This is a genomic window from Patescibacteria group bacterium, from assembly GCA_028707495.1.
GTDB lineage: Bacteria > Patescibacteriota > Patescibacteriia > UBA2591 > JAQWAS01 > JAQWAS01.
Window position 1 is genome coordinate 128,260 of record JAQWAS010000001.1, and the last position, 24,526, is coordinate 152,785.

Annotated in this window: 26 protein-coding genes; 8 read left to right on the plus strand and 18 right to left on the minus strand. The window is 32.5% G+C overall.

Going from position 1 to position 24,526, the window contains the following annotated elements; genetic code table 11:
* Window positions 1–44: 44 nt before the first annotated feature.
* Window positions 45–5,345 carry a carboxypeptidase regulatory-like domain-containing protein gene (locus PHS07_00635; protein ID MDD4606834.1) on the minus strand — a complete coding sequence of 1,767 codons (5,301 nt, stop codon included), beginning with the start codon at window positions 5,343–5,345 and terminating at the stop codon, window positions 45–47.
* A 460-nt stretch (window positions 5,346–5,805) separates the two neighbouring features.
* Here PHS07_00635 and PHS07_00640 point away from each other — a divergent pair, with 460 nt between their 5' ends.
* From PHS07_00640 to fmt, 6 genes are all read left to right on the plus strand, one after another.
* On the plus strand, window positions 5,806–7,188 hold the full coding sequence (locus PHS07_00640; GenBank protein ID MDD4606835.1) for a hypothetical protein: 1,383 nt from the start codon (window positions 5,806–5,808) through the stop codon (window positions 7,186–7,188).
* A gap of 26 nt (window positions 7,189–7,214) precedes the next feature.
* Complete coding sequence (locus PHS07_00645; protein ID MDD4606836.1) at window positions 7,215–8,015, plus strand: class III extradiol dioxygenase subunit B-like domain-containing protein; 801 nt, start codon at window positions 7,215–7,217, stop codon at window positions 8,013–8,015.
* Window positions 8,016–8,080: 65 nt separating this feature from the next.
* On the plus strand, window positions 8,081–8,308 hold the full coding sequence (locus tag PHS07_00650) for a hypothetical protein (GenBank protein MDD4606837.1): 228 nt from the start codon (window positions 8,081–8,083) through the stop codon (window positions 8,306–8,308).
* A gap of 4 nt (window positions 8,309–8,312) precedes the next feature.
* Window positions 8,313–9,377 carry a GGDEF domain-containing protein gene (locus PHS07_00655; GenBank protein ID MDD4606838.1) on the plus strand — a complete coding sequence of 355 codons (1,065 nt, stop codon included), beginning with the start codon at window positions 8,313–8,315 and terminating at the stop codon, window positions 9,375–9,377.
* A gap of 4 nt (window positions 9,378–9,381) precedes the next feature.
* The gene (locus PHS07_00660; GenBank protein MDD4606839.1) at window positions 9,382–9,831 is read left to right on the plus strand and encodes a hypothetical protein; all 450 of its coding nucleotides are present in this window, start codon (window positions 9,382–9,384) and stop codon (window positions 9,829–9,831) included.
* A gap of 7 nt (window positions 9,832–9,838) precedes the next feature.
* Complete coding sequence (fmt, locus tag PHS07_00665; protein MDD4606840.1) at window positions 9,839–10,774, plus strand: methionyl-tRNA formyltransferase; 936 nt, start codon at window positions 9,839–9,841, stop codon at window positions 10,772–10,774.
* A gap of 173 nt (window positions 10,775–10,947) precedes the next feature.
* Here the strand turns inward: fmt and PHS07_00670 are convergent, their stop codons facing one another.
* Entirely contained in the window at window positions 10,948–11,118 is a 171-nt protein-coding gene (locus tag PHS07_00670) for a hypothetical protein (GenBank protein MDD4606841.1), read from the minus strand.
* 107 nt (window positions 11,119–11,225) lie between these two features.
* On the opposite strand from PHS07_00670, the gene PHS07_00675 reads away from it, so the two are divergent.
* Window positions 11,226–11,489, plus strand: a complete 264-nt coding sequence (locus tag PHS07_00675) for a hypothetical protein (GenBank protein ID MDD4606842.1) — start codon at window positions 11,226–11,228, stop codon at window positions 11,487–11,489.
* A gap of 30 nt (window positions 11,490–11,519) precedes the next feature.
* Here PHS07_00675 and murC read toward each other — a convergent pair whose 3' ends face one another.
* From murC to PHS07_00750, 15 genes are all read right to left on the minus strand, one after another.
* A complete protein-coding gene (gene murC / locus PHS07_00680; GenBank protein ID MDD4606843.1) occupies window positions 11,520–12,875 on the minus strand; it encodes a UDP-N-acetylmuramate--L-alanine ligase in 1,356 nt (451 codons plus the stop codon).
* Window positions 12,872–13,927, minus strand: a complete 1,056-nt coding sequence (murG, locus tag PHS07_00685) for an undecaprenyldiphospho-muramoylpentapeptide beta-N-acetylglucosaminyltransferase (protein ID MDD4606844.1) — start codon at window positions 13,925–13,927, stop codon at window positions 12,872–12,874. The genes murC and murG overlap by 4 nt, the downstream gene beginning before the upstream one ends.
* Window positions 13,928–13,929: 2 nt before the next feature.
* Window positions 13,930–15,042, minus strand: coding sequence for a putative lipid II flippase FtsW (ftsW, locus tag PHS07_00690; protein ID MDD4606845.1), 1,113 nt, complete (start codon window positions 15,040–15,042; stop codon window positions 13,930–13,932).
* Window positions 15,039–16,352 carry a UDP-N-acetylmuramoyl-L-alanine--D-glutamate ligase gene (gene murD, locus PHS07_00695; protein MDD4606846.1) on the minus strand — a complete coding sequence of 438 codons (1,314 nt, stop codon included), beginning with the start codon at window positions 16,350–16,352 and terminating at the stop codon, window positions 15,039–15,041. Before murD ends, ftsW begins: the two co-directional genes overlap by 4 nt.
* Before the next feature lie 81 nt (window positions 16,353–16,433).
* Complete coding sequence (locus PHS07_00700) at window positions 16,434–17,252, minus strand: hypothetical protein (protein ID MDD4606847.1); 819 nt, start codon at window positions 17,250–17,252, stop codon at window positions 16,434–16,436.
* Between the two features lie 429 nt (window positions 17,253–17,681).
* Window positions 17,682–18,368 (minus strand): DNA alkylation repair protein, encoded by a 687-nt coding sequence (locus PHS07_00705; GenBank protein ID MDD4606848.1) that lies wholly within the window; start codon window positions 18,366–18,368, stop codon window positions 17,682–17,684.
* Complete coding sequence (locus PHS07_00710) at window positions 18,352–18,702, minus strand: pyrimidine dimer DNA glycosylase/endonuclease V (GenBank protein ID MDD4606849.1); 351 nt, start codon at window positions 18,700–18,702, stop codon at window positions 18,352–18,354. Before PHS07_00710 ends, PHS07_00705 begins: the two co-directional genes overlap by 17 nt.
* 1 nt (window position 18,703) lies before the next feature.
* Window positions 18,704–19,177 carry a tryptophan-rich sensory protein gene (locus PHS07_00715; GenBank protein ID MDD4606850.1) on the minus strand — a complete coding sequence of 158 codons (474 nt, stop codon included), beginning with the start codon at window positions 19,175–19,177 and terminating at the stop codon, window positions 18,704–18,706.
* A 16-nt stretch (window positions 19,178–19,193) separates the two neighbouring features.
* Window positions 19,194–19,523, minus strand: a complete 330-nt coding sequence (locus PHS07_00720) for a nucleoside triphosphate pyrophosphohydrolase family protein (protein MDD4606851.1) — start codon at window positions 19,521–19,523, stop codon at window positions 19,194–19,196.
* Window positions 19,524–19,527: 4 nt separating this feature from the next.
* Window positions 19,528–19,755, minus strand: coding sequence for a hypothetical protein (locus tag PHS07_00725; protein ID MDD4606852.1), 228 nt, complete (start codon window positions 19,753–19,755; stop codon window positions 19,528–19,530).
* Window positions 19,756–19,772: 17 nt separating this feature from the next.
* Entirely contained in the window at window positions 19,773–20,486 is a 714-nt protein-coding gene (locus PHS07_00730) for a ribonuclease H-like domain-containing protein (protein ID MDD4606853.1), read from the minus strand.
* A gap of 27 nt (window positions 20,487–20,513) precedes the next feature.
* A complete protein-coding gene (locus PHS07_00735; protein ID MDD4606854.1) occupies window positions 20,514–21,548 on the minus strand; it encodes a guanosine monophosphate reductase in 1,035 nt (344 codons plus the stop codon).
* Between the two features lie 51 nt (window positions 21,549–21,599).
* Complete coding sequence (gene mraY / locus PHS07_00740) at window positions 21,600–22,646, minus strand: phospho-N-acetylmuramoyl-pentapeptide-transferase (protein MDD4606855.1); 1,047 nt, start codon at window positions 22,644–22,646, stop codon at window positions 21,600–21,602.
* Between the two features lie 4 nt (window positions 22,647–22,650).
* Window positions 22,651–23,031 carry a hypothetical protein gene (locus PHS07_00745; protein MDD4606856.1) on the minus strand — a complete coding sequence of 127 codons (381 nt, stop codon included), beginning with the start codon at window positions 23,029–23,031 and terminating at the stop codon, window positions 22,651–22,653.
* A 25-nt stretch (window positions 23,032–23,056) separates the two neighbouring features.
* Complete coding sequence (locus PHS07_00750; protein MDD4606857.1) at window positions 23,057–23,899, minus strand: C39 family peptidase; 843 nt, start codon at window positions 23,897–23,899, stop codon at window positions 23,057–23,059.
* Window positions 23,900–24,012: 113 nt separating this feature from the next.
* On the opposite strand from PHS07_00750, the gene rpmA reads away from it, so the two are divergent.
* Window positions 24,013–24,303: a 50S ribosomal protein L27 gene (gene rpmA / locus PHS07_00755; protein ID MDD4606858.1), complete on the plus strand. Its 291-nt coding sequence runs from the start codon at window positions 24,013–24,015 to the stop codon at window positions 24,301–24,303.
* Between the two features lie 58 nt (window positions 24,304–24,361).
* Here the strand turns inward: rpmA and PHS07_00760 are convergent, their stop codons facing one another.
* A complete protein-coding gene (locus PHS07_00760) occupies window positions 24,362–24,526 on the minus strand; it encodes a hypothetical protein (protein MDD4606859.1) in 165 nt (54 codons plus the stop codon).

Sequence of the window (24,526 nt, forward strand, 5' to 3'; positions counted from 1 at the left end):
ATCTTTTTATTTTAAGTTTGATTTTTAACAGGACTATCGGTTGATTAAATAGCTTCCTTGGGTTTTTTAGTTAATTGCCAAACCAAGAAAACCATCACTACGATAATTGCAGATGCCCAAGCAATAGCGCGCGTAATTTCAACTTCTTCTTTAGCTTCGACTGCTGGTAAAATAGAAGAAATAACACGCCGAGCCTTACGCGTAACAATTATATTGTTAGTTTCATCGTTTTCTTTTTGACGTTGTTCTTGAATTAAGGCTAATTCTTCTACATTTTCAGCTGGTACAATGCGATAACCAATATCAAAATTTTCCATGATTTCGCCTTCGCCTAATGGGACAAATAAAGGTTCGTTATTGGTAGTTAAGGCATAATTTTCTGGCAATGATCCCCTATCAATGTAGATAATATAATAAGCACTTGGCAATTCATCAAAGGAATAAACACCATCTTGGTTGACTGTTTGAGTTAACAATAATTCATCTTTACTAAAATTCAAGTTAGTGTCACGATCTAAATCAACATATAATTTAACCGTAATATCCTTAATTCCTGTTTCTTCTGAATTGAATTTTCCATCTTGATTAGTATCCATGAAAATCATTCCTCCAATTCTACCCAAGGGAGTTTCTTCGGCTGGAGCATCATTTTTACGGCCAACAATGCCATAGAGTCCATCAACTTCAGCTGTCCAACCTTGGTAGTAATAATACGCATCATCTTCTGAGCTTTTAACGGTAGTGATTTTTTCCCAACTTCCCGGTGAATGATAAACATAATGATAGAATTTAACACTTTCGGGATTAATATCATTTTCACTTAACCAAGATTTGGCTACACTAAACTCTAAAACAGCTTCTTCAATATTTTCATCATTTAAATCGTTTAAGGTGATATTGAAATATTTATAAACTACTTCATTATCTTTAGCGACTGATTCAATTTCGGCTGGTTTTTGAGTTTCTGAAGCAATCAAGTTAGACGTGTCGAAACTGTTAGATTTTAATTCCAAAGAAATTTTAGCTAGACCAGTTTCTTTGGCTGGAATAAATTCTAATTGAGTTGGTCCGGTTGCTTCTTCTAAAACAACATCGGTATCGTCACCACCAATTTCTTCTGTTTGAACAATTGGTGTGCCAGAATATTGATTAGTATCAGTTGAAACATTGCCAGTAATATCATAGGGCCTAAAGGTGTAATAGTAAATTGTATCAGCTGTTAAATCAACATCAGTATATGATTCAGCACCTTCAACTTTAATAATTGGAGTTGCGGGAATTTGAGCTAAAGTAGTGCTACGATAAATTTCAACGCCCTTTAAATCATCGTCAGTTGGATTCGTCCAGGTTAATAACAAGCTAGTGCCGTCATTGTTGTCTGGATTAATAATTTCAACCTGAGTGACAGCTTCTGGCGCAGTTTCATCGGCTACTAATGATCGTCTACCGGTCGCTGAATAAGTTTCAACTGTATATGAGCTAGAATAAACATTCCCAGCGCCATCATAACCTTCAGTAGTTACAGTTGAATGTAATTCTGTGGTATCCCATTCACAAGTGAAAGGCGCGGTTGTGTCTTCACAAATTTGAACATCATCAACATACCACACAACCTTTTCCATATCAGAAACATTGTCAGTCAAAGCAGTATCATCCTCTAAGTTGGAGTACAAATCAACCTTTTCGCCAATTGGAATACGCAAACTATCAATAGCATCTTCTTGATAGAATTTTTCATCTACTTCTTTACGATAAATTTTGAATGGCTTATTAAACCCTTGTGGCGGTTTGGGTGGACGCGTATCTTTATAAACCGTTAATTGCGTATATTCATCACTATCTGTTGATTGACCTAGAGTATCTTCGGCAGCCACATAAATAATGTATTTACCATCAGGTTTGTCTGCATTATCTAATCCTAAAACTTCTTTAACATCAATCTCCTTTTCAACGCTTGTACTAATTCCATTATTTAATTCATAATCTACCCAATCTAGCATACTTCCATCTTCTGTCTGCATTTTGAATTTCATTTTTTGAATATTTTGAGAACCCTGAGCTTCAAATTTCAATTTAAATTCGTCATCAAATTTTTGGAATTGATTGGTTAATGCTTGGTTAATAGAGATTTTAGGTGGCTGAGGTGTTGCTTCTAAGGTTAATGGATATTCGTAAGGATTAATATTTGTTGCGCCCTCAAAAATAACTGCTTCACCCAATGATACTTCGTTAAAACCTTGCATTTTTAAGAACGGTTCCATAGCCACTTGATCAAAAGTGTAAGCCGTTAATCCAATATTAACCGCTGTATTTTCTCCGGCAGTCACATTTATGCTTTGGCTTTGAGTTGCATAACCCTTAGCGTCAACTATTATCTTGTATTCTCCGGCTGGCCAATAATCCAAGAGTTGACCAGCTTGATATATAGGTAATGAAATTTGACCAATACGTTTATTTAAAATTGTAACATTGGAAAAAACAGTAGAACCATTCTCATCAACAATATTAAATATCATACCCCCCATTTGGGTTAAATCTGTAGAAGCGCTAGCGAGATCTTTAGCCAAAGCTTTGGGTGTTTGATTTTCAGCTAGTTCTTGAAATTTAACCTGCAAACCATTTTTAAGTTTTTCTAAAACGTTTGAACTGACTGGAGCTATCACATTCAACTGACTACGAGATTTGAGATATGTGGTTCCATCACCATTTGGGTCTAAAATTTGAGCTTTTAACTCATAAGGCACAATCGGTGTGGTTCCATAGATTTTATCATTATTATAGGTCTGAATCTTAAATGAAAAATGATATAAAGTATTAATTCCATCACTCTCTTTGGTAATAGCTAATGGTACTGATTGCTGAACAGATTCAGCTTTCAATGGAAAGGGTTTTAAATAGGTAACAATATCTGCCCCCGTAAAATCACCTAGCAAGGAAAATTGATCGCTTAATTGGTGTTGATAGGCTTCTGTTGGTCCAATCACCCTAGCTTGATAAGTTGTTCCTGTATTAACTGTAATTGTATAAAAACCCTGGCTATCGGTCTTGGTAGCACCTATATAATCGCCAGTTGCCACATCGGGTGACCAAATTTCAACTTTCGCGCTATCAACTGGTCTGTCATAGGCGTCAAAACAAGTCACTTGTCCACTTAAGGTAATCGGCGTAACTTTTTTAGTTACGGTAATTTGAATAATTTCACCGTCAGCAATATTTTCAGTTGTGCCAGAAATAGTTACATTACCACCCTTAATAATATCACTAACAGTTGGAATGGTAATGGTGGGAGTTAAAATTTGAGCTGATTTTTCTAGAAGAAAAATATTGGTAGCAGTTCCTCCATCAACAATTTTAACTGAAACTGGATCGGAATCCTTGTAACCAGTAGCAGTAACATAAACAGAATAAGTTCCAACCGGAGCAGTTGGAAGAATTAAAGAACCATTTGCATCGGTAGTAAGATCGGGATTTAATGATCCATTAATATAAAATTTTGCGCCCATGATTGGATTTCCGACTTCCTTCTCTTTAACCATTACTTCCCATGCGTTCTTGTCGGCTGCTTGAACTGAATAAATATTTAAAAATTTATTTATTAAATTATTAAATAAATTATCAATTGTCGCAAAAATCAAACTACCCTTTTTAGGCGCCTCCGCTGGACTCAAAGTAAAATTCCAAGTTTTAAGTTGACCTTTTTCAGTTATATTTATTGACACGGGATCACTAGTCGCATAACCAGAAGCACTAGCAGATACATCATACGTGCCAAGTTCCAATTTTATTGCATATTTACCCGTTGCATCCGTAGAAGCTAAATTAGACATACCAGTTAAAACATTGGTATAACTAATAGGTGCCCCTCCAATTAGTGCGCCGGTATTTATATCAGTCACTGTGCCAGATAGTGTCCCAGTGTCCGTAGGAACGACTTCTACTGGCACTAAACTAAAATCTTGGGTTGTGGTTCCGCCTTTAGTAATAGTAACTTGAACTGGATCGCTAGTGGTATAACCATTGGCACTTGCTTGTAGCAAATGATCACCGACCGTTAATAAGAGACTGTACGTGTCAACCTTTATTCTAGCACTCTCAGCCGTTAATGTTTCTGTAATTTGTGCTCCATCAATTGGCGCGAGAGTCACAGAATCATAAACCGAACCTGTTAATGTCCCCTTCGGAGCCGTAGGTGTTAAGTTGAAATCCTGAACAACGGGAGTTTTTTCGCTAATAGTTACTGGCACTTCGGCGCTTCTATCAAAACCATCTGCTGAAGCACTTAACATATAATCACCCTCAGGCAGAGATGCAGAATAACTGCCAACGGTAGTCGTTGCTGTTGTACCTCCCTCTCCAGTTACTGGATTGGCATATAGTATTGAAGCCCCAGCAATTGGCTTACCCGTGGCGCCATTTGTGACTGTGCCAGATAATGAACCATAGACTATTGGCGTTAAACTAAAATCTTGAACAACAGGAGTTTTTTTGCTAATAGTTACGGGTACTTTGGCGCTTTTATCAAAGCCATCTGCTGAAGCAGTTAACATATAATCACCCTCGGGCAGAGATGCAGAATAACTGCCAACGGGAGTCGTTACTGTTGTACTGCCTTCTCCATTTGCTATATTCCTATATTGTATTAAAGCCCCAGCAATCGGTTCACCCGTTTCACTATTTGTTACTGTGCCAGATAATGAACCGGTTGAAGCAGATTCGGTTAATTCAACTAAAACAGTTGCCGTAGCGCCAACTATAATTTTAGGTACTGCTCCTTTTTTATCATAACCATCTTTTGAAAAAGTTAAACCAAATGAATCACACGCCTTGGTAAAAGAAAAATTACCACTGTCGTCGGTGGTGGCTTGAGAAATAAAATTTGCATTTTTATCATTTAAATTAACGATTACTCCACTGATTGGATTACCATTGTTGTCAATAACTAGTCCTTCAATACTACCATAGCCACAAGCACTCTCTACTGGTACGTTACCTCCACCCAAACAACAATATCCCTCAGAAAAAACATCACTTCCACAACCACACTTCGCAATAATCGTTGAATCAGCGGTACAAACATCTACAATATCAAACTCAGTTGTGGTGGTTGTGTCACCATAAGTTGCCGTGACCGTGTATGTCCCAGTCGTCGCACTATCTGCCCCTAAATCGACAGTAAAGGCATTACTACTTACAGTTGCTTCAACTGGTGTAGAAACCGGAATTTGATGAGTCGGTGGAATTTCAGGTCCGGCCTGAGGATGCCATAAAACTTGGTATCCAATAATTAAAACTATTACCGCTAGACAGACCACGCCCAGGGTAAAAAAGAATGTTTTTTTAGACATAGGTTCACTTTTTATTAACATAGTTTTTTAAATTATATTTTATATTTATTTTTATATTTTTTAAAAAAATAAAAACTCAAAAAAATTATTCAATTAATTTTAAAAAAATTAAATCGAGGCATTTTGAGTTTATGAAATTTATTTTGATTATTTTTAGTATTATAAAATTATACAACAAAAATTATAATTCTCCAAACCTGAATGTGTGGATAAGTTTTTTAAAATGAATATTCTTAATTTTTAGTGTCATTGCGACCCGCCGATTTGGCTTGAAAACAATCTCGTACAGTATAGCGTCATTGCGAGCGTAGCGAAGCAATCTCGTATAGTGCTTTAATCTACGAGATTGCCACGGTCGTCCGCCGAGTCGGCGGACTCCCTCGCAATGACACGCAAAAAATTGTGAATCATCAAATAAAATGTTATACTAATAAAATATAATTTATTACAACAAAACAACATGCAAAAAATATCAAAACGCATTTTAATTTTAACTCTAATCACAATTCAAATTGTTGCTTTTTTAATTCCATCCTTAACTCAAGCAAGCGATTTTAATCCCGATTATATTATTTCAGATTTAGACTTGATTGACTTTGACACCATGTCATCAGAAAATATTCAAAAATTTTTAGAAAATAAAAATAGTAGTTTACAAAATTATTATACTCAAGACGTTGACGGCAAAATAAAATTAGCTTCTGAAATTATTTATAATGCGAGTCAATTAAATGCTATTAATCCAAAAGCTTTGTTGGTTTTATTACAAAAAGAACAAAGCCTAGTTGAAAATCCCAACCCAACCCAATACAATTATGATTGGGCAATGGGCTGGCACAGACCCGATGGTTCAAACCCTAATGATCCTGCTTTACAAAAATACAAAGGTTTTGCCAATCAAGTTGATGGTGCAGCGGGTTTATTGCGTTGGTATATTGATAATTATCCAACCTCTTGGTTGAAAATAATTGGTCAAAGTTATAACATTGACGGTTATACAATTACCCCTTCAAATTTAGCCACTGTCTGTTTGTATAATTACACTCCCCACTATCACGGCAATTATAATTTTTGGAAAATTTGGCAACGCTGGTATGTTAAAAATTATCCCGACGGATCACTCTTACAAGTTGTAGGTGAACCGGGTGTATGGTTAATTCGCAATGGTCAACGCCATGCCTTTTTGTCACGTACAGCTTTCTATGCTAGTTACAGTTCAGGCAAAATTTTAAGTGTTTCATCAAGTGATATTGAAAAATATGACATCGGTTATCCGATTAAATTTCCGCGCTATTCACTTTTACGATCACCTCAAGGCACGGTTTATTTAATCACTGATGAAAACATTCTTCGTGGTTTTGACTCTCAAGAATCTTTCAGAATGATGGGTTTTCACCCCGAGGAAATTATTGATGTCACCGAAGAAGATCTAGCTTTATATTCACAAGGCAAACCGATTACCATTAAAAGCGTTTACCCCAATGGAACTTTATTGCAAGATCGACAAACCGGTGGCGTTTATTATGTTAAAGACGCTATCAAATATCCCATTATTGATCGATCAATTTTAGATATTAATTTTCCCAACCGTAAAGTTATTTCCGCTAGCGAAGGTGAATTAGACAAATATAAATATGGCGGTTTATTAAAAATTAATGATGGTGAATTGGTTAAATCAACAGACAGTTCAGCGGTTTATGTAATTGCCCGTGGTCGTAAAAACCCAATTTTATCAGGCCAAGTTTTTAAAGAAATGGGTTATAAATGGGAAAATATTTCAACGGTGCCACAAAAGGTTTTAGACTTACACGACAATGGCGAAATAATTAAAACCGTTAATTAAATAATTTATAAATTAAATATAAATTCATGGCTCTAGTTTTTTCAGCCGTTACCCCCCATCCCCCAATTTCAATCCCAGAGATTGGTAAAGATAATATTAATCAGATTAAATCTACCATCGAAGCGTTTAAAAAATTAAACCGCCAATTAATTGATTTACAGCCAGAAATTATTTTAACCATTTCACCTCATGGCTTGATTTGCGAAAAAGCTTTTAATTTGAGTTTAGCTCAAAAATATTTTGTAAATTTTCAAGAATTTGGCGATTTCGTAACTCAACTTGAATTTGATGGTAATTTTGAATTTATTCATCAAATTAAAAATAGCCTAGTTGATTCAAGTAAAGATTTGCCCTTGATTTTAAATTATCAATCGCAACTTGATTATGGCACTAGCATCCCACTCTATTATTTAACTTTAAAAATAAAAAACTTTTCTATTTTACCTATAAATATATCTTTGTTGAATCATGCTATGCATTTTAAATTTGGCCAAGCCATGGGTCGACAAATTAATTTATCAACTCTCAAAATAGCTGTAATTGCTTCTGGTGAACTAGCCCATACTTTGACCCAAGATTCTCCGGCCGGTTACAACGAAAAGGGACAAATTTTTGATGATAAACTAATTAAGTATTTAAAAAAGAAAGAAGTTGATAAAATAATTAATTTAGATACTACCCTGGTTGAGGAAGCTAATCAGTGTGGTTTAAAACCATTTTTAATTCTTTTGGGAATTTTAGATGGTATCAATTACCAACCAGAAGTTTTATCTTACGAAGGACCATTGGGGGTTGGTTATTTAATGATGAATTTTAAACTAGAATAAAAATATTTGACTAAAATAAAAGTTTTTGCTATAATAAATAAAATTAAATATTAACTTTAAAAAATATGGAACAACAACAAGCCAATCAAATTTTTGATGATATTTTATCATCAACGGTTATGAGCACGACTCTAAACTATTCTGACAAAATTAAAATCATAGAAGCTTTATGGCAATTAATCAAAAATTCAAATTTACAAATAGAATTTGAAAATTATTTACAAGAACAACAACAATCTAAATCACAATATACATTGGAGGGAATTAAATTAATTTTAGAATTTAAACAATAAATATATGGATCAAGAAAACTTTCATTCATTATCTCCTGAGGATATGGGTTTATTGGATAACTCAAAAAATTCATCAGAGCGAAAACCGGAGAATGAAATAGAACAAGATAGTGTTAAAGATCATATAGGTAAAGCTTTATTAGAAAAAAGAATGGCTATTGAAAAAAGGATGCAGGAAAAAATTAAAGAAGCTTTAGCAAAATTAGAACCCGAAGAAAAAAGATTTTTAGAACCATTTATTGAATATTTTGATATTTCTACTAATACAGAAATTAGATATAAAATTAAATCTGAATTAAATCTTTCTGAAAGCAAGGTGACCGATTTATTACCCGAGGATTTTTTAGATAAAGATGAAATACAAAACATTGAACGGGGTTTAGAATTTTCTACTTTAATGGACAAAATTGTTAAAGTAAATTTTTTTTCTCCGGAGCGTAAAATGGAATCAATAAAAATACTAGCCTTATTGAGTGATCAAAAAAATGAAATTTTAAAATTATTTAAAGATAAAGATCCTTTAACTGGTTTGCGGAATCGGCAAGGCTGTGAAGAAATAATGGAACGTGAAATCGAAGATGCCAAACGCAAAAATGAAACCTTTGTCATTACTTTTATTGACAGTAATGATTTCGGCAAGGTTAATAATACTTATGGACATGATTTTGGTGATATGGTTTTGACCACCCAGGCCAATCTTTTTATAAAAAATACCCGATCATCAGATACGGTCATTCGTTATGGCGGAGATGAATTTTTGATAATTTTTCATGACATGACTATAGAAGATGCTAAAAAAAGAATGGAAGATTTATTCGCAGATATGGAAAAAACAGAATTGACAACCCCGGGCGACAAAACTTATCAACCAACCATTTCGTGTGGTTTGGCCGAATTCCATCCCACAGACACTCAAGAAACTATAATTAAAAGAGCAGACCAACAAATGTATGAGGCTAAGACGATAAAAAACCGAGAAGTCGAGCAGGGTATTCCCCACAGAAACATCCTTTATTACGATAATAATTTTGTCTCTGATGAGTCAAAAATAAATACTCAAGCCGCTTAAATCTATGCCAACTAAATTAACTCCAGAACAAAAACAAGAGCAAGAAACTGACATTCAACAAGTGGTGAATCATTATTTTATGAGTAAGGGTTTAAGTTTGGAAAAAATAAAACAAGATGCCAGGCAAAAAAAAATAATCTATTCGCGCCATGTTCGTCCAGCCAAAGAATTAATTGCACTAGCTGGATCAATCAACCAAGCTAAACAAGCGATTACCAAGGTAGCCGCTTGGGCTAAATCACGCAATTTAGATTATAGTATTGAAACTGTTTTTAAAAAATGGCTAGAATTAGATCAACTCAAACCTAAAGAAAGAGTTAAAAAACCATTTTATGATGGTTATCCCCTAGTTTGGAGCCAAACCAAATTAAAATGGTTTGTGATTATGCCTGATGGTGATTGGAAGGAATTTGCAGGTAAAGAAGAAGAAATTGAATGGCAACTCGATAAATAGTTTTTTTATGAAAAAATATTCAACCATTTTTATTGGCACATCGGAATTTAGTTTACCAAGTTTAGAAAAATTAATTCAAACCGATTTTATTGATTTAAAATTAGTTATTACTCAACCTGACAAGCCAGTGGGTCGTAAAAAAATTATAACTCCTCCGCCAGTTAAAGTTTTAGCTGAAAAAAATCATTTATCTATTTTACAACCAATAAAAATTAAAGATTGCTTAAACGAAATTAAAAACATCAAACCAGATTTAATTATTTTGGTTTCTTATGGTCAAATTATTCCTCAAACCATTTTAGATATTCCTAAGTTTGGTTGCTTAAATATTCATCCTTCTTTATTGCCTAAATATCGAGGTGCATCCCCTATTCAAACGGCCATTTTAAATAACGAAAAACAAACCGGTGTGACTTTAATGTTAATGGATGCACAAATGGATCATGGTCCAATTTTAAGTCAAAAAAAATACCAAGTTTTAGAATCAGACAATTATTTAATTTTATCCGACAAATTGGCTAATTTAGGAGCTGAATTATTAATAGAAACATTACCAAATTATTTAGAAAACAAAATTCAGCCTCAATTACAAAATCATTCTCAAGCTACCTATACTCAGATTTTAACCAAGCAAGATGGACAAATAGATTGGTGTAATTCAGCTCAACAAATTCACCAACAAATTAAGGCCTTAAATCCCTGGCCTGGCACTTGGACAAAATGGAATCAATCAACTTTAAAAATTTTAGCCACCGAAATCACGCCGGATCAATTTTCAACGCCAGGTTTAATTTTCAAAAAAAATAGCTACCTCTGCGTAGCCTGTCAAAAAAATAGTTTAATTGTTCATCAAATTCAACTGGAGGGTAAGAAATCAAACTCTGGTTCAGCTTTTTTAGCTGGCCATCAAGATATTCTCAACCAACAATTCGAAAGAGGTTAAAATGAAAAAAATTTCTCAGCTCATTCACACTATCAAAACCATGCCGTCAAAAATCAAAAATATTTTCATTGTTCTTTTAATTTTCGACGTAATTGGCGTTTCGGCGCTGATTGTTCTCTTTTACCTTAAAAATCGCAGCTCTTAGTCTGCGGTTTTAAATTTTGATTTAATTTCTATTTTAAATTTTTAAGTTTTTCTTCCAATTTTCTAATTTCTTCTTTAATCAGAACTATCTCTCCAGCCTCTACCTGACCATGTTCAAGTCTGTACTGGCGATTATTAATTTCTTCTTGAATTTCTTGATGTAAATTTTGAGGAGAAAAATCTCTTCTTTCTAAATCCATATTTTTAAATAATTTAATTGTTAGTCTTGACAAATAATTAATTTAAGTTTATCATATATTAATAATAAAATCAAAGTTTATCAATCGTTAAATTTAAAGGAGGAAATTTGACAACCCCTGCTGAAGTCAGACAAGATAAACAAGGTTGGTATTATGTTGTGCTTAATAATATCGACAAAGATCAAGTCTTGGGAAAAATTATTCCCAAAATAAAACTTGAGTTAATGGTTGAAATTATCGTTTATTCATTAAGCGATGTTGATGGCTTAAAGTTAGCAAATCCCGAATCAATAATTCTGGGTTCTGATTATTTCGACAACCAGCCAGATCATGCCCAACAAATAGCTGATTTCATTAATACCAAGTTCTAACGCAAGACGTCCGGTTTAAAACCCGGACGTTCAAATTTTTAATTTATAAATATCACCGGCACCAATAATTAAAACTACATCATTTTTTTCAACTTGTTGCTGTAAAAAATCCTCAATCTTTTTAAACGAATCAATGTATTGAACATGCGGATTATATTTATAAATAGCCTTAACTAAATTTTGAGGATTAACTTTTTTTTCATGACCACGTGCTTCATAAATTGGCGCTAAAATTATTTCATCAGCCAAATTAAAGGCTTGGCTAAATTCTTTAAATAAATATTGCGTACGACTATTTAAATGCGGTTGAAAAACTGTCCAAATTTTTCTATTAGGATATTTAACTTTAACTGCCGATAAGGTCGCTTTAATTTCAGTTGGATGATGAGCATAATCATCAATAACCACTATCCCCTGTTTTTTATTTTTTGTTCGAATATCAAAGCGTCGCCAGGTGCCCTTAAAACTATTTAAAACGGTTTGAATTTCCTTATTGGTCACGCCCACTCCCTTAGCAAAACTAATAGCTGCTAAAATATTATAAATATTGTGTTGACCAGATAAATGAGTTTTAAATTGACCAAGACTTTTTTTATTTTTAATAACCTTAAATTGACTATATTGTGATTTTAAATTGATTTCTGACGCTGAATAATCGGCTGATTTTTTTAAACCATAACTAATTTGATGGCGCGAAATATTTTTAAGAATTAAACTTAAATTTTTATCATCCTGATTAGCAACAATCAACCCGCCTCGAGGTAATTTATTTAAATATTTTTTAAATGTTTGTTTAAGATTAGTTAAAGTTTTATAAAAATCTAAATGATCGGCTTCTAGATTAGTTAAAACAATAATATCTGGCTCTAAATCTAAAAAAGCCTGACGATGTTCACAAGCCTCAACTATTAAATAATCACTCTGACCCAAACGGGCATTGCCTTTAAATTCTTTAACTTGACTACCCACAATCACAGTTGGATCAAAACCAGCTTGAGCAAAAATCAAACCAATTAAAGCCGTGGTGGTGGTTTTTCCGTGAGTTCCCGATATCGCAATAGTTATTTTATCTCGACTTAACAAACCCAAAAATTGAGAATATCTCAAAGTCGGAATGTTTAATTTTTTGGCTTTTTTCAATTCAGAATTATTTTTATCAATGGCAGTGGTATAAACAACCAAATCTGTTTTGATAGATAAATTTGAGTCTTTGTGCCCAATATAAATTTTAGCGCCCAATTTTTTTAATCCATCTGTAATTAAAGATTTTTCTCGATCCGAACCGCTAATTTGTTTATTCTGTTTCAACATTAATCTAGCGACAGCGCTCATGCCAATACCGCCGATCCCAATTAAGTAAATTTTTTTAATTTGGTTTAGATTCATATTAATTTTAAAATTTCATTTACAATTAATTTTTCAGCTTGGGGCTTAATGAGCTGACTAATATTTTTTTTATATTTTAACTGACGATTTTTATCTTGTAATAAATTTTTAATTTCATTAATTAAAATCTGCGGAGTTAAATTATTTTGATTTAAAATTAAACCAGCCTGGTTGTCAGCTAAAATTTGTGCATTATCTTCTTGATGAGATTGTGGCATTGGAATCATAATAGTAATTTTTTGTAAAACCGATAATTCTGTTAAGCTTGATAAACCTGCCCGACTAATTACTATATCAGCTACCGCATAGGCATCGCCCATTTTTTCTTTTAAAAATTCATAACTCTGATAGTTGTTAAATTTATTTTTAAAATCTATTTTTTTATCTTTGCCAGTTAAATGAATTACCTGACAAAACTGAGTTAATTCTGGTAAAGACTGAACAATAATTTTATTCAAATCTAAAGCGCCTGTTCCCCCGCCCATTATTAATAAAACTGGTAAATTCTTATTTAATTTTAAAGTTTCTAAAGCTTTATTTTTATCAACATTTAATAAAGCTTGTCTTACTGGATTGCCAGTCCAGACGCTTTTATTTGGAAAATCCAGCAAAGATTTTTTAAAAGTAACTGTAATTTTATCTGCCCATGGCGACATCAATTTATTAGCTAAACCCGGACGCACATCTTGCTGATGAATTAAGCTTGGTACTCCCATTAGCTTAGCTGTCCAAATTAATGGTACACTTACAAAAGACCCGGCCGACAAAACTATATCTGGTTTAAATTTAGCTATAATAAAAACGCTTTGGCAAATAGCGATTAAAAATAAAAAAGGCGCTAATAAATTTTGCCAACTAAAATAACGACGCCACTTGGCACTTATCATGCCCTGGTATTTTATATCGCTTAGCATATCCTTTTCTGGTTGACCTTTTAATGTCCCAATAAATAAAAATTCAGCCTGTAAATTTCTGCTTTGCAATTCTTCTTTAATTGAAATTAATGGCGAAACAGAACCAGCCGTTCCCCCACCACTTAATAAAATACGCATATTTAACGAGTTGTATAACGCGACATATTAAATAATAAGCCTAAACTTGCCAATAAAACCATTAAAGCCGAACCGCCATGGCTTATAAATGGCAAAGGTAAACCAGTTAGGGGCATTAAACTTAACATTGCCATTATATTAGCAAAAGCTTGAAAAATAATCCAGCTAGCAACGCCAATAGCTGTTAACTGACAAAATTTATCAGGAGCATATTGGGCTATTTTTAAAATACGTAAAGTTAAAAAAATAAATAAAACTACAATTAAAATTGTTAAAATGAAACCCAACTCTTCTCCAATAATTGCAAAAATTGAATCACCAATCACTTCTGGAAGATAAATAAATTTTTGCCTTGAATGTCCCAAGCCCACGCCCAAAATACCACCAGAACCAATTCCAATGAGGGCTTGATTAATGTGATAACCAATGCCCTGGGGATCTAAAGATGGATTTAAAAAAACCAAAAAGCGCTGTATTCGATATGGAGCTATTAAAATTAAACTGCCCAAAGAAACTATTCCTGCCGAAACAATTCCTATTACGTGACTTATTTTAGCTCCAGCAGTGAAATAAAGGCTTAAAGCAATTAAAATTATAATACTCAAAGTACCAATATCTGGTTGAGCGATAATTAATCCAGAAACTAAAACTAGAATAATTATAAAAGGCAAAAATCCTTGTTTAAAGTTACTAATACCCTTGCCAATTTTTTCAAACCAAGCAGATAAATATAAAATTAAAGTTAATTTTAACAATTCCGATGGTTGAAAAGATAATTCGCCCAAACTTAACCAACTTTTAGCATTCACGTTTTCTGGTCTTAAACTGGGTACAAAAAGTATTAATAATAATAAAACCAAAGTAAACATTAAAAACAAAAATGAATTTTTGCGAAAAAAATCGTATTTAATTTTATAACAGATAAAAAATAAAATTAAGCCCGGCAAAAGACCGTTTAAAATTTGATGTTTTAGATAAAAATAACCATCACCAAATTTTTGGTAAGCGATAACAGTGCTAGCTGAACATAACATCACAATTCCAACTATCACTAAAATAGCGCTAATAATAATTAAAGTATAATCGGGATTATGTTGATATTTTTTAGCTATCATTTTAAATTTTTAACTATTTTTTTAAATTGTCGACCACGATCAAATTCATTTATAAACATACCAAAACTAGCACAGGCAGGTGAAAATAAAATTATATTTCCGACTTGACTTAATTCTTGAGCCTTTAAAACAGCTGATTTTAAATTAGTATATTGATTATTAATAAGATTTTTAGGTAAAAATTTTTTCATTCTATCTGTGCCGGTTCCTTCAAGTAATATAATTTTTTTTACGTGTTTTTTAATCATTGGTGTGATTTTACTAAAAGATAATTGTTTATCAGCCCCGCCGGTAATTAAAACGATATTTTTATTTTTACCCAAAGCTTGCAATCCTGAAATTAAAGCTTCAGGAGTTGTCGCGGTAGTATCGTTATAATAATCTACTTTTTTAAAAGTTCTTATTTTTTCTAGTCTATCCGGTACACCCTTAAAATTTGTTACAACTTGTTTAATAATTTTTAAAGGAATGTGCATATTTTGAGCTACCTGTATGGCTACAGCGATATTTTCTAAATTATGTTGACCTTGAATTTTAAAAGACCAACTTTTTGGTACATTTTTATAACTAAAAAATTTAATTCGACTTTTGGTTTCTTTTTGAAATTTTTTAGTATAATTATTGTCTTGATTTAAAAATAAAAAATCTTGAGCGCCTTGATATTGATAAATTGCTTTTTTATCAGCAACGTATTTTTCCATACTACCTTGATAATAATTTAAATGATCTGGATAAATATTGGTTATTACACTTAAGTGCGGACTAATTTTTGAGGTATGCCAACCCTGTAATTGCCACGAAGATAATTCCATAACCACAATCGAATGTTGAGAAATTTTATTAATCAAAGGCAAAGTAGCCGTATCAACAATATTACCAGCTAAATAAATATTTTTTTTAAAATATTTTTTAAGAATTTCATAGATCAAAGTCGAAGTTGTTGTTTTTCCGCGCGTACCAGTTACGCCGATGATCAATCCTTGAAAATTTTTAGCAAACAAGGATTCGTCCATTTCAATTGGAATTTTATGTTTTTGAGCTATTTTAAAATAAAAAGAATTTAACGGCACACTCGGACCTCGTATAATTAAATCTTGTTTTTTAAAGTCTTCGGGATTGTGTTTCCCTAGGACATATTTAATTTTATATTTTTTTAATTTATCAATTGAAGGTTGTAATTCTTTTTTTGTTTTTAAATCAGTTACCGTAACTTGCGCACCTTGTTGTGCAAAAAAACGAGCATCTCTCCAACCTCGCCCCAACAAACCTAAACCAACAATTAAAACCTTTTTATTTTTATAATCTAACATTTATTTATTTTAAATATGGATTAATTATATTTTAACTTTTTTTAAATTAAAAGACAAATAAAAAAGGGGGCTTAAAACCCCCTAAAGATTAATGGCCATTAAGACCAAGCTGACCTCTGGATAATTTTGACCATTATAATTATAATGAACAGCTTTATAGTTGATGCCTAGACAAATCGGCACTGATGGAGAAATAATTCTGGTTCTGGCGTGGACAACAAACTCATACTGCGGTTTGTAATGTTTTGATGAAATAATTGTCCAGTCTAAGCCCAGACTCCAACCAGTTTTATACTGAGTAAAAAAATCACTACTCAAAGTGTGACGCCACGAATAATGCACAATCGTGCCACTATCGGGAATTTCATACTCATCCATAATAGTAGTTGATTTGAAGCCTACGGCTACAAATTTGTTTATTTTGTAACTAGTGGCACTACTCAAATAAAATCGACGTTGGCTTTCTCGTAATCCTTCGAAAGAACTTAAGTCCACGAAGGGTACCGTGGGAATATCAACTGGTACAAACTTAATATCTCCACGCGCTTCAATCATCCAATAAATTCTAGCTGATTCTATGTCCGAGGTGTCAACTAACATTATTGGTGAAATAAACCGTGTTGCGATCTGTAATTCTTCGATCGGCGTTTCGTTGGAAATATTTTCTCCGTTATGACGACTATCGACGAAATTAACAAAGTTAACCTCAATTAAACCGGCCTGACCATAAGCAACCAAGGTTAAACCAGCGTTTAATCGATATTGATCTCTACCCTTCTCTAAGTTTAAAATGTTGTATTCTAGATGCCCTTCAGTACCATCAAATATTTCACGATGAACGGTTGGCTCATAAGCTAGAATTACACCAACGAGACCGATTAACCAGATTAAACATTTCATTATTATCCTCCTAAATTTTAAAGTGCATTAATTAACTTCTATTTCTATCCTATCTTAAATGTTTTATTTTGTAAAGAAAAAGGAGCTCAATTAAGAACTCCCCCATGATGACTACTTAAAATCGTAGCCGAAGAACCGAATTCGATTCTTCTTAAAAAAGAACGGGATGTATCCCCAAAGACCGAAAATTCCAATCTTCCAAATTATTGGAACAACCGACCAAGAACTTTCCGTTATTGAGGCAGCCAGAAGCCACAGGAAAAGAGCTCCGAAGCTAATAACCCCAAATATGGCTCCCAAAAGGCACACAAACAGGAAATAGTCGAAAAATTTGGCATTCATGTCTTTCCTCCATTCTTAAAATAAATTTATAATGTACAATAATACTAATTATATATTAACATAAGTTTAATTTAATGTCAAGAATAGTTATCCCCTTTTCAACCTAGCTTGAATTTGCGAACTTCTTAATTCTCTCAAAGCGTCTTTGGCAATCCATTGACTACTTTTATAGGGTTGTTTTAAAATTTTTTCTGCTGTCTGAATAGCTAAATAATTCAGTTCTAAATTACGCTTACCGGTTTGACGTAAAGCCCAATTAACTGCTTTTTTAACAAAATTGCGCTCATCTTTAGCTTCTTGTTGAATAATTTTTAAAAATGGTAAAAACTTTTTATTTTCAGCTTTTTTGTCATGCACAGCCAAGCTCGCCATCAAAGCAAAGCCGGCTCGTTTCTCAAACTCTGTTTCTAATTTCGACCACTCATTTGCTTTTTGAAAGGCTATTGAAGTTTTACTAAAAAGATTCATACAACACTGATCACAAATATCCCAAGAATTAAAACCATTAATCCACGTATCCATTTGTTTAGAATTAACCATACTCGGGTCATCAATAATTGAAGCTAAAATACGGGCTTCATGAATTTTTGTTTGCCAAAGTTTTTGAGCCAGATTATGATCTCGTCCAATTTCTTTAGCAATTTTCCTAACCTCGGGCATACTTACGCCTAGAGCATATTTTACATTAATTCCAAATCTGGCCATGCCTTGACGATTTTTTTGACTAGAAACTTTTTTTAATTTAGCAATAATTTTATCAGTCTGATTTTTCATTTTTATAAATAAAACACGGACAAGGTTTATTTTTTAAAATATTTTTTTGCTTGGTAAGACTATCTATTTTTTTATCTTGAATTGATTTTCCTTTGGCCAATTTTTTATCTAAAAATGAATAATGCTTATATCCCCTGTTTTCTATCTCTTTAACTAATTCGGCATGTCTTAAATAAAGCGCTTTTAATTTTCCTTCCCATCTTTTTGTTTCTGGGTGCTGACTATAACCTATTTTTTTATTATTAATAATTGACCAAATTGCATGCAATTCTCTGTGCTCTCCCAATAAATGTTGACGACATAATTTTTTAGGAGAAATATCCCAAATGCGCATATTATTTATTTAAGCTCCAAATCATATAAGCTAAATATGTCGCAAAAATAACCCAACCAGCATAGGGCATTAACAAAATCGAAGATAAAATCTGTTTGCGCCAATTTAAAATAATTATCAACAAAGTGCTAATTTCTAAAATTATCATTTCTATAATCGCCACAAAAATTAAGCCCTGATAGAAAAACAACCATGACCATAAAACATTTAAAACTGCATTTAAAATTAAAACGATAATTATGATTTTAAACTTTTTGTCGTGGACGGTTTTATTCCAAATTAATAATGTAGCTATAGCACTTAAAATAAAAATGATTGTCCAAACCATACCAATAAAACTGCCTGGTGGCGTAAAGCTCGGTAATTTTAAAGTGTTATACCAGTCCATACCAGAACTAGTAAAATAACTCCCCACAACCGAAACCAAGACGACAACTAATGGAATTAAAATGTAATTTAGTTTTATTTTTTTCATATTTTTAAAATTATTTTTAACGATTGTCTCCACTACCTTTAATTTTATTTCTTTCTAGGCGTGAAAAAAGTTTTTTTAAATTTAACTCAGCCACCTCTTGCATTGATAAATTTAATTCAGTACAAACTTGAGCTATATACCACAAAACATCACCTAATTCTTTTTTGATTTCTTCTCTTTTTTCTAAAGTAATTTTACTATCGTCATCGCGAATGACTTTTTTAATCTTTTCAGCTACCTCGCCAGCCTCACCGACTAAACCTAAAGTTGGGTAAACAAAATTATTGTTTAAATTGGGATAAAGCGCTGTTTTACGGCTTTTTTCTTGATATTCTTTAAAATCCATATTTTTATTTTTTTTTAAAAATTTTATTATATAATTTTACAAAATCAATTTTGTCGGCGAAAATTTCACCGATAACTGCAAAAGGAATGGCAATCACAACTACAATCCAAATTGCTCGACAATCAATAGTTTCGCCAGTTACCAATTTAACGGCTAATAAATCTTCAATCACACCAACTACGATACCAAAAATTAAAAATTCAAACATGACTTCAATTTTTTTAGGGTTCATATATTTTAAAAATTATTTTAATCTAAATTTAAATATTCTTGCCAATAATTATATAAAGCTTGGGTAGCTTTTAAATCTCCAACATTATATTTAGCAATATCTAAGTATTGCTTTTGATCAAACAATTCTTTGACATCATCGCCAGTCACCCCTTGAGCTTTGGGACTAGGAATACCAAAAGCCCGACAAACAATATGCAAGTTGGGTTTTTTATGAACTGCGCTGTAAAAAATTAATTGATCCATCAAATCTATATGTTTGGCATTGTTTTTTTGATAATTTAAATAACGATTATACATCAAATCTTTACTAGCTTTAATTTTATGAATAGCCGAACGAATCATCAGAAAGGGCACATCAAAACCACGACCATTAAAAGACACGAAATTGTCATATTTTTTTACCCCTTGCCAAAAATGTTCTAACATTTCAGCCTCGCTCATACTTTTAAAACTCATCCCCCCTTCTTCAAAACTTGAATTTGAATTGTCTGGATTTTGATAATAAACCACTCCTTTATTTTTTCCATGATCCAATACGCCAATTGCTACAATTTCCCCAGTAAATGGCGAAAAGCCTAAACCATTTTTAATATCTTCCAAACGCTTTTCATATTCATCATGAGTAATTGATTCGCGCTCAATCCAACGCGTTAAAGCATGTTGAGTAGTCTCATCTAAATCGTTAAAATTTTCTCCTATGGTTTCAATATCAAAAATTAATGTTGACATAAAATGGACTTAAAAATTTAATAAAATTTAAATTTTACTTTCTATTTGACCAGCAAAGGTAATAGCTTTAAGTTGAGCCTTGTTTTTAAATTCCTCCATATTTTGCGCGCCAGCATAAGACATGGCTGATTGTAAATTTTCTTTAATTTTAATTAAAATATATTTTACTTTGCCTCGAAATGGTACAGTTTGTGTCATGCCTTCAATAAATTTAACCTTTTGACCGTTAGAATTTTTTGATTCACCACTCGCCGAGCCAGCATAAACTTTATAAAATTTACCATCTGGATCTTGATAAACATTGCCTGGCGTTTCTGAAGTCCCAGCGATTATCCAACCAATCATAACCGCATCGGCATAAACTAAGCATTTACTAATGTCACCAGTATATTTAATTCCGCCGTCGCCAATTAATTTTAAATTTAAATTTTGTTCATCGCTCACTTCACGAATTTCTTTTAAAGCCTGAATTTGCGGTACACCCACGCCGACATTGCGACGAGTTTGACACATCGAACCAGGCCCAATTCCAACTTTAATAATGTCTGCTCCCCAATTATGTAAATCTAAAGCACCCTGAAGCGTAGCTATATTGCCAGCGATTAAAATCACATCCGCATATTTATTTTTTACAAACTCAATCATTTCTTTGACTAAAATATGATGACCATGAGCAACGTCAATACAAAATAAACGCGCGCCAACTTGATAAAGTTTTTCAAATCTTTCTCGGCTTTCTTCATTGACTCCAATTGAAACGCCAATTTTATATATTAATTCGGCTGGCAAAATTTGTTGCTCCCGTTGAATTAATTCTAAACTTTCTTTAAATTCTTCCACCCCCTCTTCAATTGAATTAAAACGATGTAAAATTCCTAATCCGCCATATTTAGCCATAATAGCTACCATTTTAGGTCCGGTGACGTGTTTCATGTTGGCGGAAATCAAGGGCAAAGATAATTTAAATTTACCCAAATCAGAAGTCGGATCACAGAGTGAACGTGATTTAATCTCTGAATAATTCGGCTGAATTAAAACGTCAGAAAAGCTCCAAGCATCCATATTGTTTTGAATTTAAATATTGATTAAAAAAAACTTTAAATATTTTATAAATTAAAACGTTTTATCAATTAAAAACAGAATAATACCTAAAACCGCACCCACACCCGAAATTAACCAAAACCGCATTACAACTTTTGGTTCTGGCCAACCCTTAGCTTCAAAATGATGATGGACTGGTGCAGAAATAAAAATTTTTTTATGTCGAATTTTGCGAGAAATGATTTGAATAATAACAGATAAAGATTCACTCACAAAAATCATCCCAATAATAACTAATAACAAAGATTCATTTGTAAATAAAGCAATTAAAGCTAAAGTTGTTCCTAAGGACATAGAACCGGTATCGCCCATAAAAAACCTAGCCGGATAAATATTAAACCATAAAAAAGCCAACAACGCACCGATAATAATTCCACACAAAACCGCTAAATCAAATCTTCCTTGCATAAAACTGATTACTCCATAAGCGCCGAAAGAAGTTAATAATATACCACCAGCCAAACCATCCAAACCATCAGTTAAATTAACTGAATGCGAAGTTGCGGCCACAACCAACATGAAAAACGGTATAAACCACCAGCCAATTTCAAAATTACCAATCAAGGGAACATGAACAATACTCCAGTCTAATTTAAAATAAAACCATAAAGCACCCACCAAACCGATTAAACCGTATAAAATCCATTTATAACGCATACGTAAGCCACCACCATTAGCTCCCTGGCCACGAATATTTAATAAATCATCCACTAAACCAATTATCGCAGCGAAAATTAAACCAGCTAGTGGTAACCACGTTTCCGAACGATTAATAAAATTTAATTGATCAAATATTTGCCAATGAGTAAATTTTGATAATAGCCACAGAATTAAAGCCAAACCAGCTGTTGTCCCCCAAATTAAAATTCCGCCCATCGTCGGCGTACCAGCTTTAACAGCGTGCATTTGAGAATAGATGGGGCTATCTTTGCTCTGACGAATTTTCTTGCCTAAACGATTTTTATATAAAAAATTAGTCAACAATGGCGCCCAAATCACTCCGATAATTGTAGCTGAAACGGTTAAAATAAAGATTCTTAAAATTTCCCAATTAATCATATTTTTATAAATTAATAATAAAAATAATTATAATTAAACTTAAAATCTGAATAAGAATTGTAGTTGCTACTAAAAAATAAGCAACTAATTTTTCTTTTTTAAATAAAATATAAGCTAAGATATAATTAATAACCAAAAAAAATAAAGCAATGCCCGGAATTTTAAATAATTCTTGCCAATAACCAATAATGTCTACTCCAAAATAAACATTGTAATGCAGAGGAATAAATTCGATTACTCGACGCTGAGTTAAATAAATCGTTATCCAAATAATTAAATTTGAAAATAAACTACTAAAAAAAATCCACACCGCGAAATGGTCGTGCCAAAAATAACTTTGTCTAAAGCGCCTAAGGCCTTGTTGTAATTTAGATAGCCAAGACATTTGTTTATTATATCTTTTTTAAAAATTAAAGTCCAACCACAATCATAACTGGTTGACCTTGTTTAATTTCTTCAACTTTTAAATCACCATCTCCTCCGCTTAGCACGTTGTGTACACTTGAAATTAAATTTTGATATTGATATTTAAAACCAGCCCCGCGCCGAGTTCCAGGATCATTGGTAATAAATTCATCTTCATCCCAACCACGAATAACTAACATATGATAAATCGGCCCTTCACCCGAAAAATACGGATTAGATAAGTCCCGTCCCGAACTAGGAATAATAATTAATTTTCCTTGATAAAGTTGTTGCTTAATGTTTTCAACATTAATATTAAAATCTAATTCAGCTGAAAGATTAAAATATTTTTCTAAAGTTTCAACCACTTCTTGAGCTGTAGTGTGCTGATAATAACCAAAATAATCTTGTTGCCATTTAACTATTTTTTTTATTTCATCGTCCATGATTTCTGGCGTTAAATTTTGTTGCTTAAAATACTTAGCAACCATAATCATACTCGCTTCTTCACAAGCTTCTTGATATGGTAAATCCCAATCTGCCATTGGCGCTTGCGAAACAAAAGTCACTGGTAATTCAAAATCTTCTGGAAAATTTAATTCCTCTTCACTTTTTTGTTCTTTTATTTCTATATTTTCTTGTTTTTCGGTTTCTATGTTCTCTTGCTTTTCCGTTTCTAAATTTATCTGTTTTTCTGCTCGCATATTTTTCTGTTCCTTTACAATCTCTAACGGCTCCGTAAAGCTAAAATTAGCCTCATTTTGGGGTTTTTGTAGTTTAAAATAGATCAACACCTCTATAACTAAAAAAATGGCTAAAATAAGTAAAATTTTAATTTTAATCGACATAAATTAACTCTACCCTATTTTAATTTAAAAATCAACTTGACATGTTTTTTAATATACTTTAAACTAAAATATAAGATTTAAATTTTTCATTTTTATTTTTTAATTTTACACATATGGCACATAAGAAAGCTGGTGGCTCTACTAGGCTGGGTCGCGATTCAAATGCTCAACGCTTAGGCGTAAAAATTTATGGTGGTCAATTTGCTAAACAAGGCGCCATTATTATTCGTCAACGCGGCACCAAATTTCATTCAGGTAAAAACGTTAAACGTGGTAATGATGACACCCTATTTGCTACTCAGGCAGGTATTGTTGAATTTATCAAAAGAAAAAAGAAAAAATACGATGGCAGTTTAAAATTAATTACCCTAGTCAACATTAATCCAGTCGCTGATAAAAAATAATTATATTTTTAATAACAAAAAGACAGACTCAAATCTGTCTTTTTGTTTTTGTTATAAATTAAACCGTCAAAGCCGCAATGACAATCCTTAAAAAACTTACCAATAAAAGCAAACCTGAGATAACATAAATAATCGACAAAACCACATTCACAATTTTAACCAAAGCATTGGTTTTTGTCTGAGTAACGGTTGTTGTTTGATTTTTGATTTCTTTTTCTGACAT

Excerpts from the sequence above, each read along its gene's own strand:
- PHS07_00750 (MDD4606857.1), bottom strand. The coding sequence starts at position 23,899 with ATGTCGATTAAAATTAAAATTTTACTTATTTTAGCCATTTTTTTAGTT.
- PHS07_00725 (MDD4606852.1), bottom strand. The coding sequence starts at position 19,755 with ATGAACCCTAAAAAAATTGAAGTCATGTTTGAATTTTTAATTTTTGGT.
- PHS07_00730 (MDD4606853.1), bottom strand. The coding sequence starts at position 20,486 with ATGTCAACATTAATTTTTGATATTGAAACCATAGGAGAAAATTTTAAC.
- PHS07_00670 (MDD4606841.1), bottom strand. The coding sequence starts at position 11,118 with ATGGATTTAGAAAGAAGAGATTTTTCTCCTCAAAATTTACATCAAGAA.
- ftsW (MDD4606845.1), bottom strand. The coding sequence starts at position 15,042 with ATGATAGCTAAAAAATATCAACATAATCCCGATTATACTTTAATTATT.
- PHS07_00760 (MDD4606859.1), bottom strand. The coding sequence starts at position 24,526 with ATGTCAGAAAAAGAAATCAAAAATCAAACAACAACCGTTACTCAGACA.
- mraY (MDD4606855.1), bottom strand. The coding sequence starts at position 22,646 with ATGATTAATTGGGAAATTTTAAGAATCTTTATTTTAACCGTTTCAGCT.
- murG (MDD4606844.1), bottom strand. The coding sequence starts at position 13,927 with ATGCGTATTTTATTAAGTGGTGGGGGAACGGCTGGTTCTGTTTCGCCA.
- PHS07_00640 (MDD4606835.1), top strand. The coding sequence starts at position 5,806 with ATGCAAAAAATATCAAAACGCATTTTAATTTTAACTCTAATCACAATT.
- PHS07_00715 (MDD4606850.1), bottom strand. The coding sequence starts at position 19,177 with ATGAAAAAAATAAAACTAAATTACATTTTAATTCCATTAGTTGTCGTC.
- rpmA (MDD4606858.1), top strand. The coding sequence starts at position 24,013 with ATGGCACATAAGAAAGCTGGTGGCTCTACTAGGCTGGGTCGCGATTCA.
- PHS07_00635 (MDD4606834.1), bottom strand. The coding sequence starts at position 5,345 with ATGTCTAAAAAAACATTCTTTTTTACCCTGGGCGTGGTCTGTCTAGCG.
- PHS07_00655 (MDD4606838.1), top strand. The coding sequence starts at position 8,313 with ATGGATCAAGAAAACTTTCATTCATTATCTCCTGAGGATATGGGTTTA.
- PHS07_00710 (MDD4606849.1), bottom strand. The coding sequence starts at position 18,702 with ATGCGCATTTGGGATATTTCTCCTAAAAAATTATGTCGTCAACATTTA.
- PHS07_00735 (MDD4606854.1), bottom strand. The coding sequence starts at position 21,548 with ATGGATGCTTGGAGCTTTTCTGACGTTTTAATTCAGCCGAATTATTCA.
- fmt (MDD4606840.1), top strand. The coding sequence starts at position 9,839 with ATGAAAAAATATTCAACCATTTTTATTGGCACATCGGAATTTAGTTTA.
- PHS07_00645 (MDD4606836.1), top strand. The coding sequence starts at position 7,215 with ATGGCTCTAGTTTTTTCAGCCGTTACCCCCCATCCCCCAATTTCAATC.
- PHS07_00745 (MDD4606856.1), bottom strand. The coding sequence starts at position 23,031 with ATGTCTTGGCTATCTAAATTACAACAAGGCCTTAGGCGCTTTAGACAA.
- PHS07_00705 (MDD4606848.1), bottom strand. The coding sequence starts at position 18,368 with ATGAAAAATCAGACTGATAAAATTATTGCTAAATTAAAAAAAGTTTCT.
- PHS07_00720 (MDD4606851.1), bottom strand. The coding sequence starts at position 19,523 with ATGGATTTTAAAGAATATCAAGAAAAAAGCCGTAAAACAGCGCTTTAT.
- murD (MDD4606846.1), bottom strand. The coding sequence starts at position 16,352 with ATGTTAGATTATAAAAATAAAAAGGTTTTAATTGTTGGTTTAGGTTTG.
- PHS07_00700 (MDD4606847.1), bottom strand. The coding sequence starts at position 17,252 with ATGAAATGTTTAATCTGGTTAATCGGTCTCGTTGGTGTAATTCTAGCT.
- PHS07_00660 (MDD4606839.1), top strand. The coding sequence starts at position 9,382 with ATGCCAACTAAATTAACTCCAGAACAAAAACAAGAGCAAGAAACTGAC.
- murC (MDD4606843.1), bottom strand. The coding sequence starts at position 12,875 with ATGAATCTAAACCAAATTAAAAAAATTTACTTAATTGGGATCGGCGGT.
- PHS07_00650 (MDD4606837.1), top strand. The coding sequence starts at position 8,081 with ATGGAACAACAACAAGCCAATCAAATTTTTGATGATATTTTATCATCA.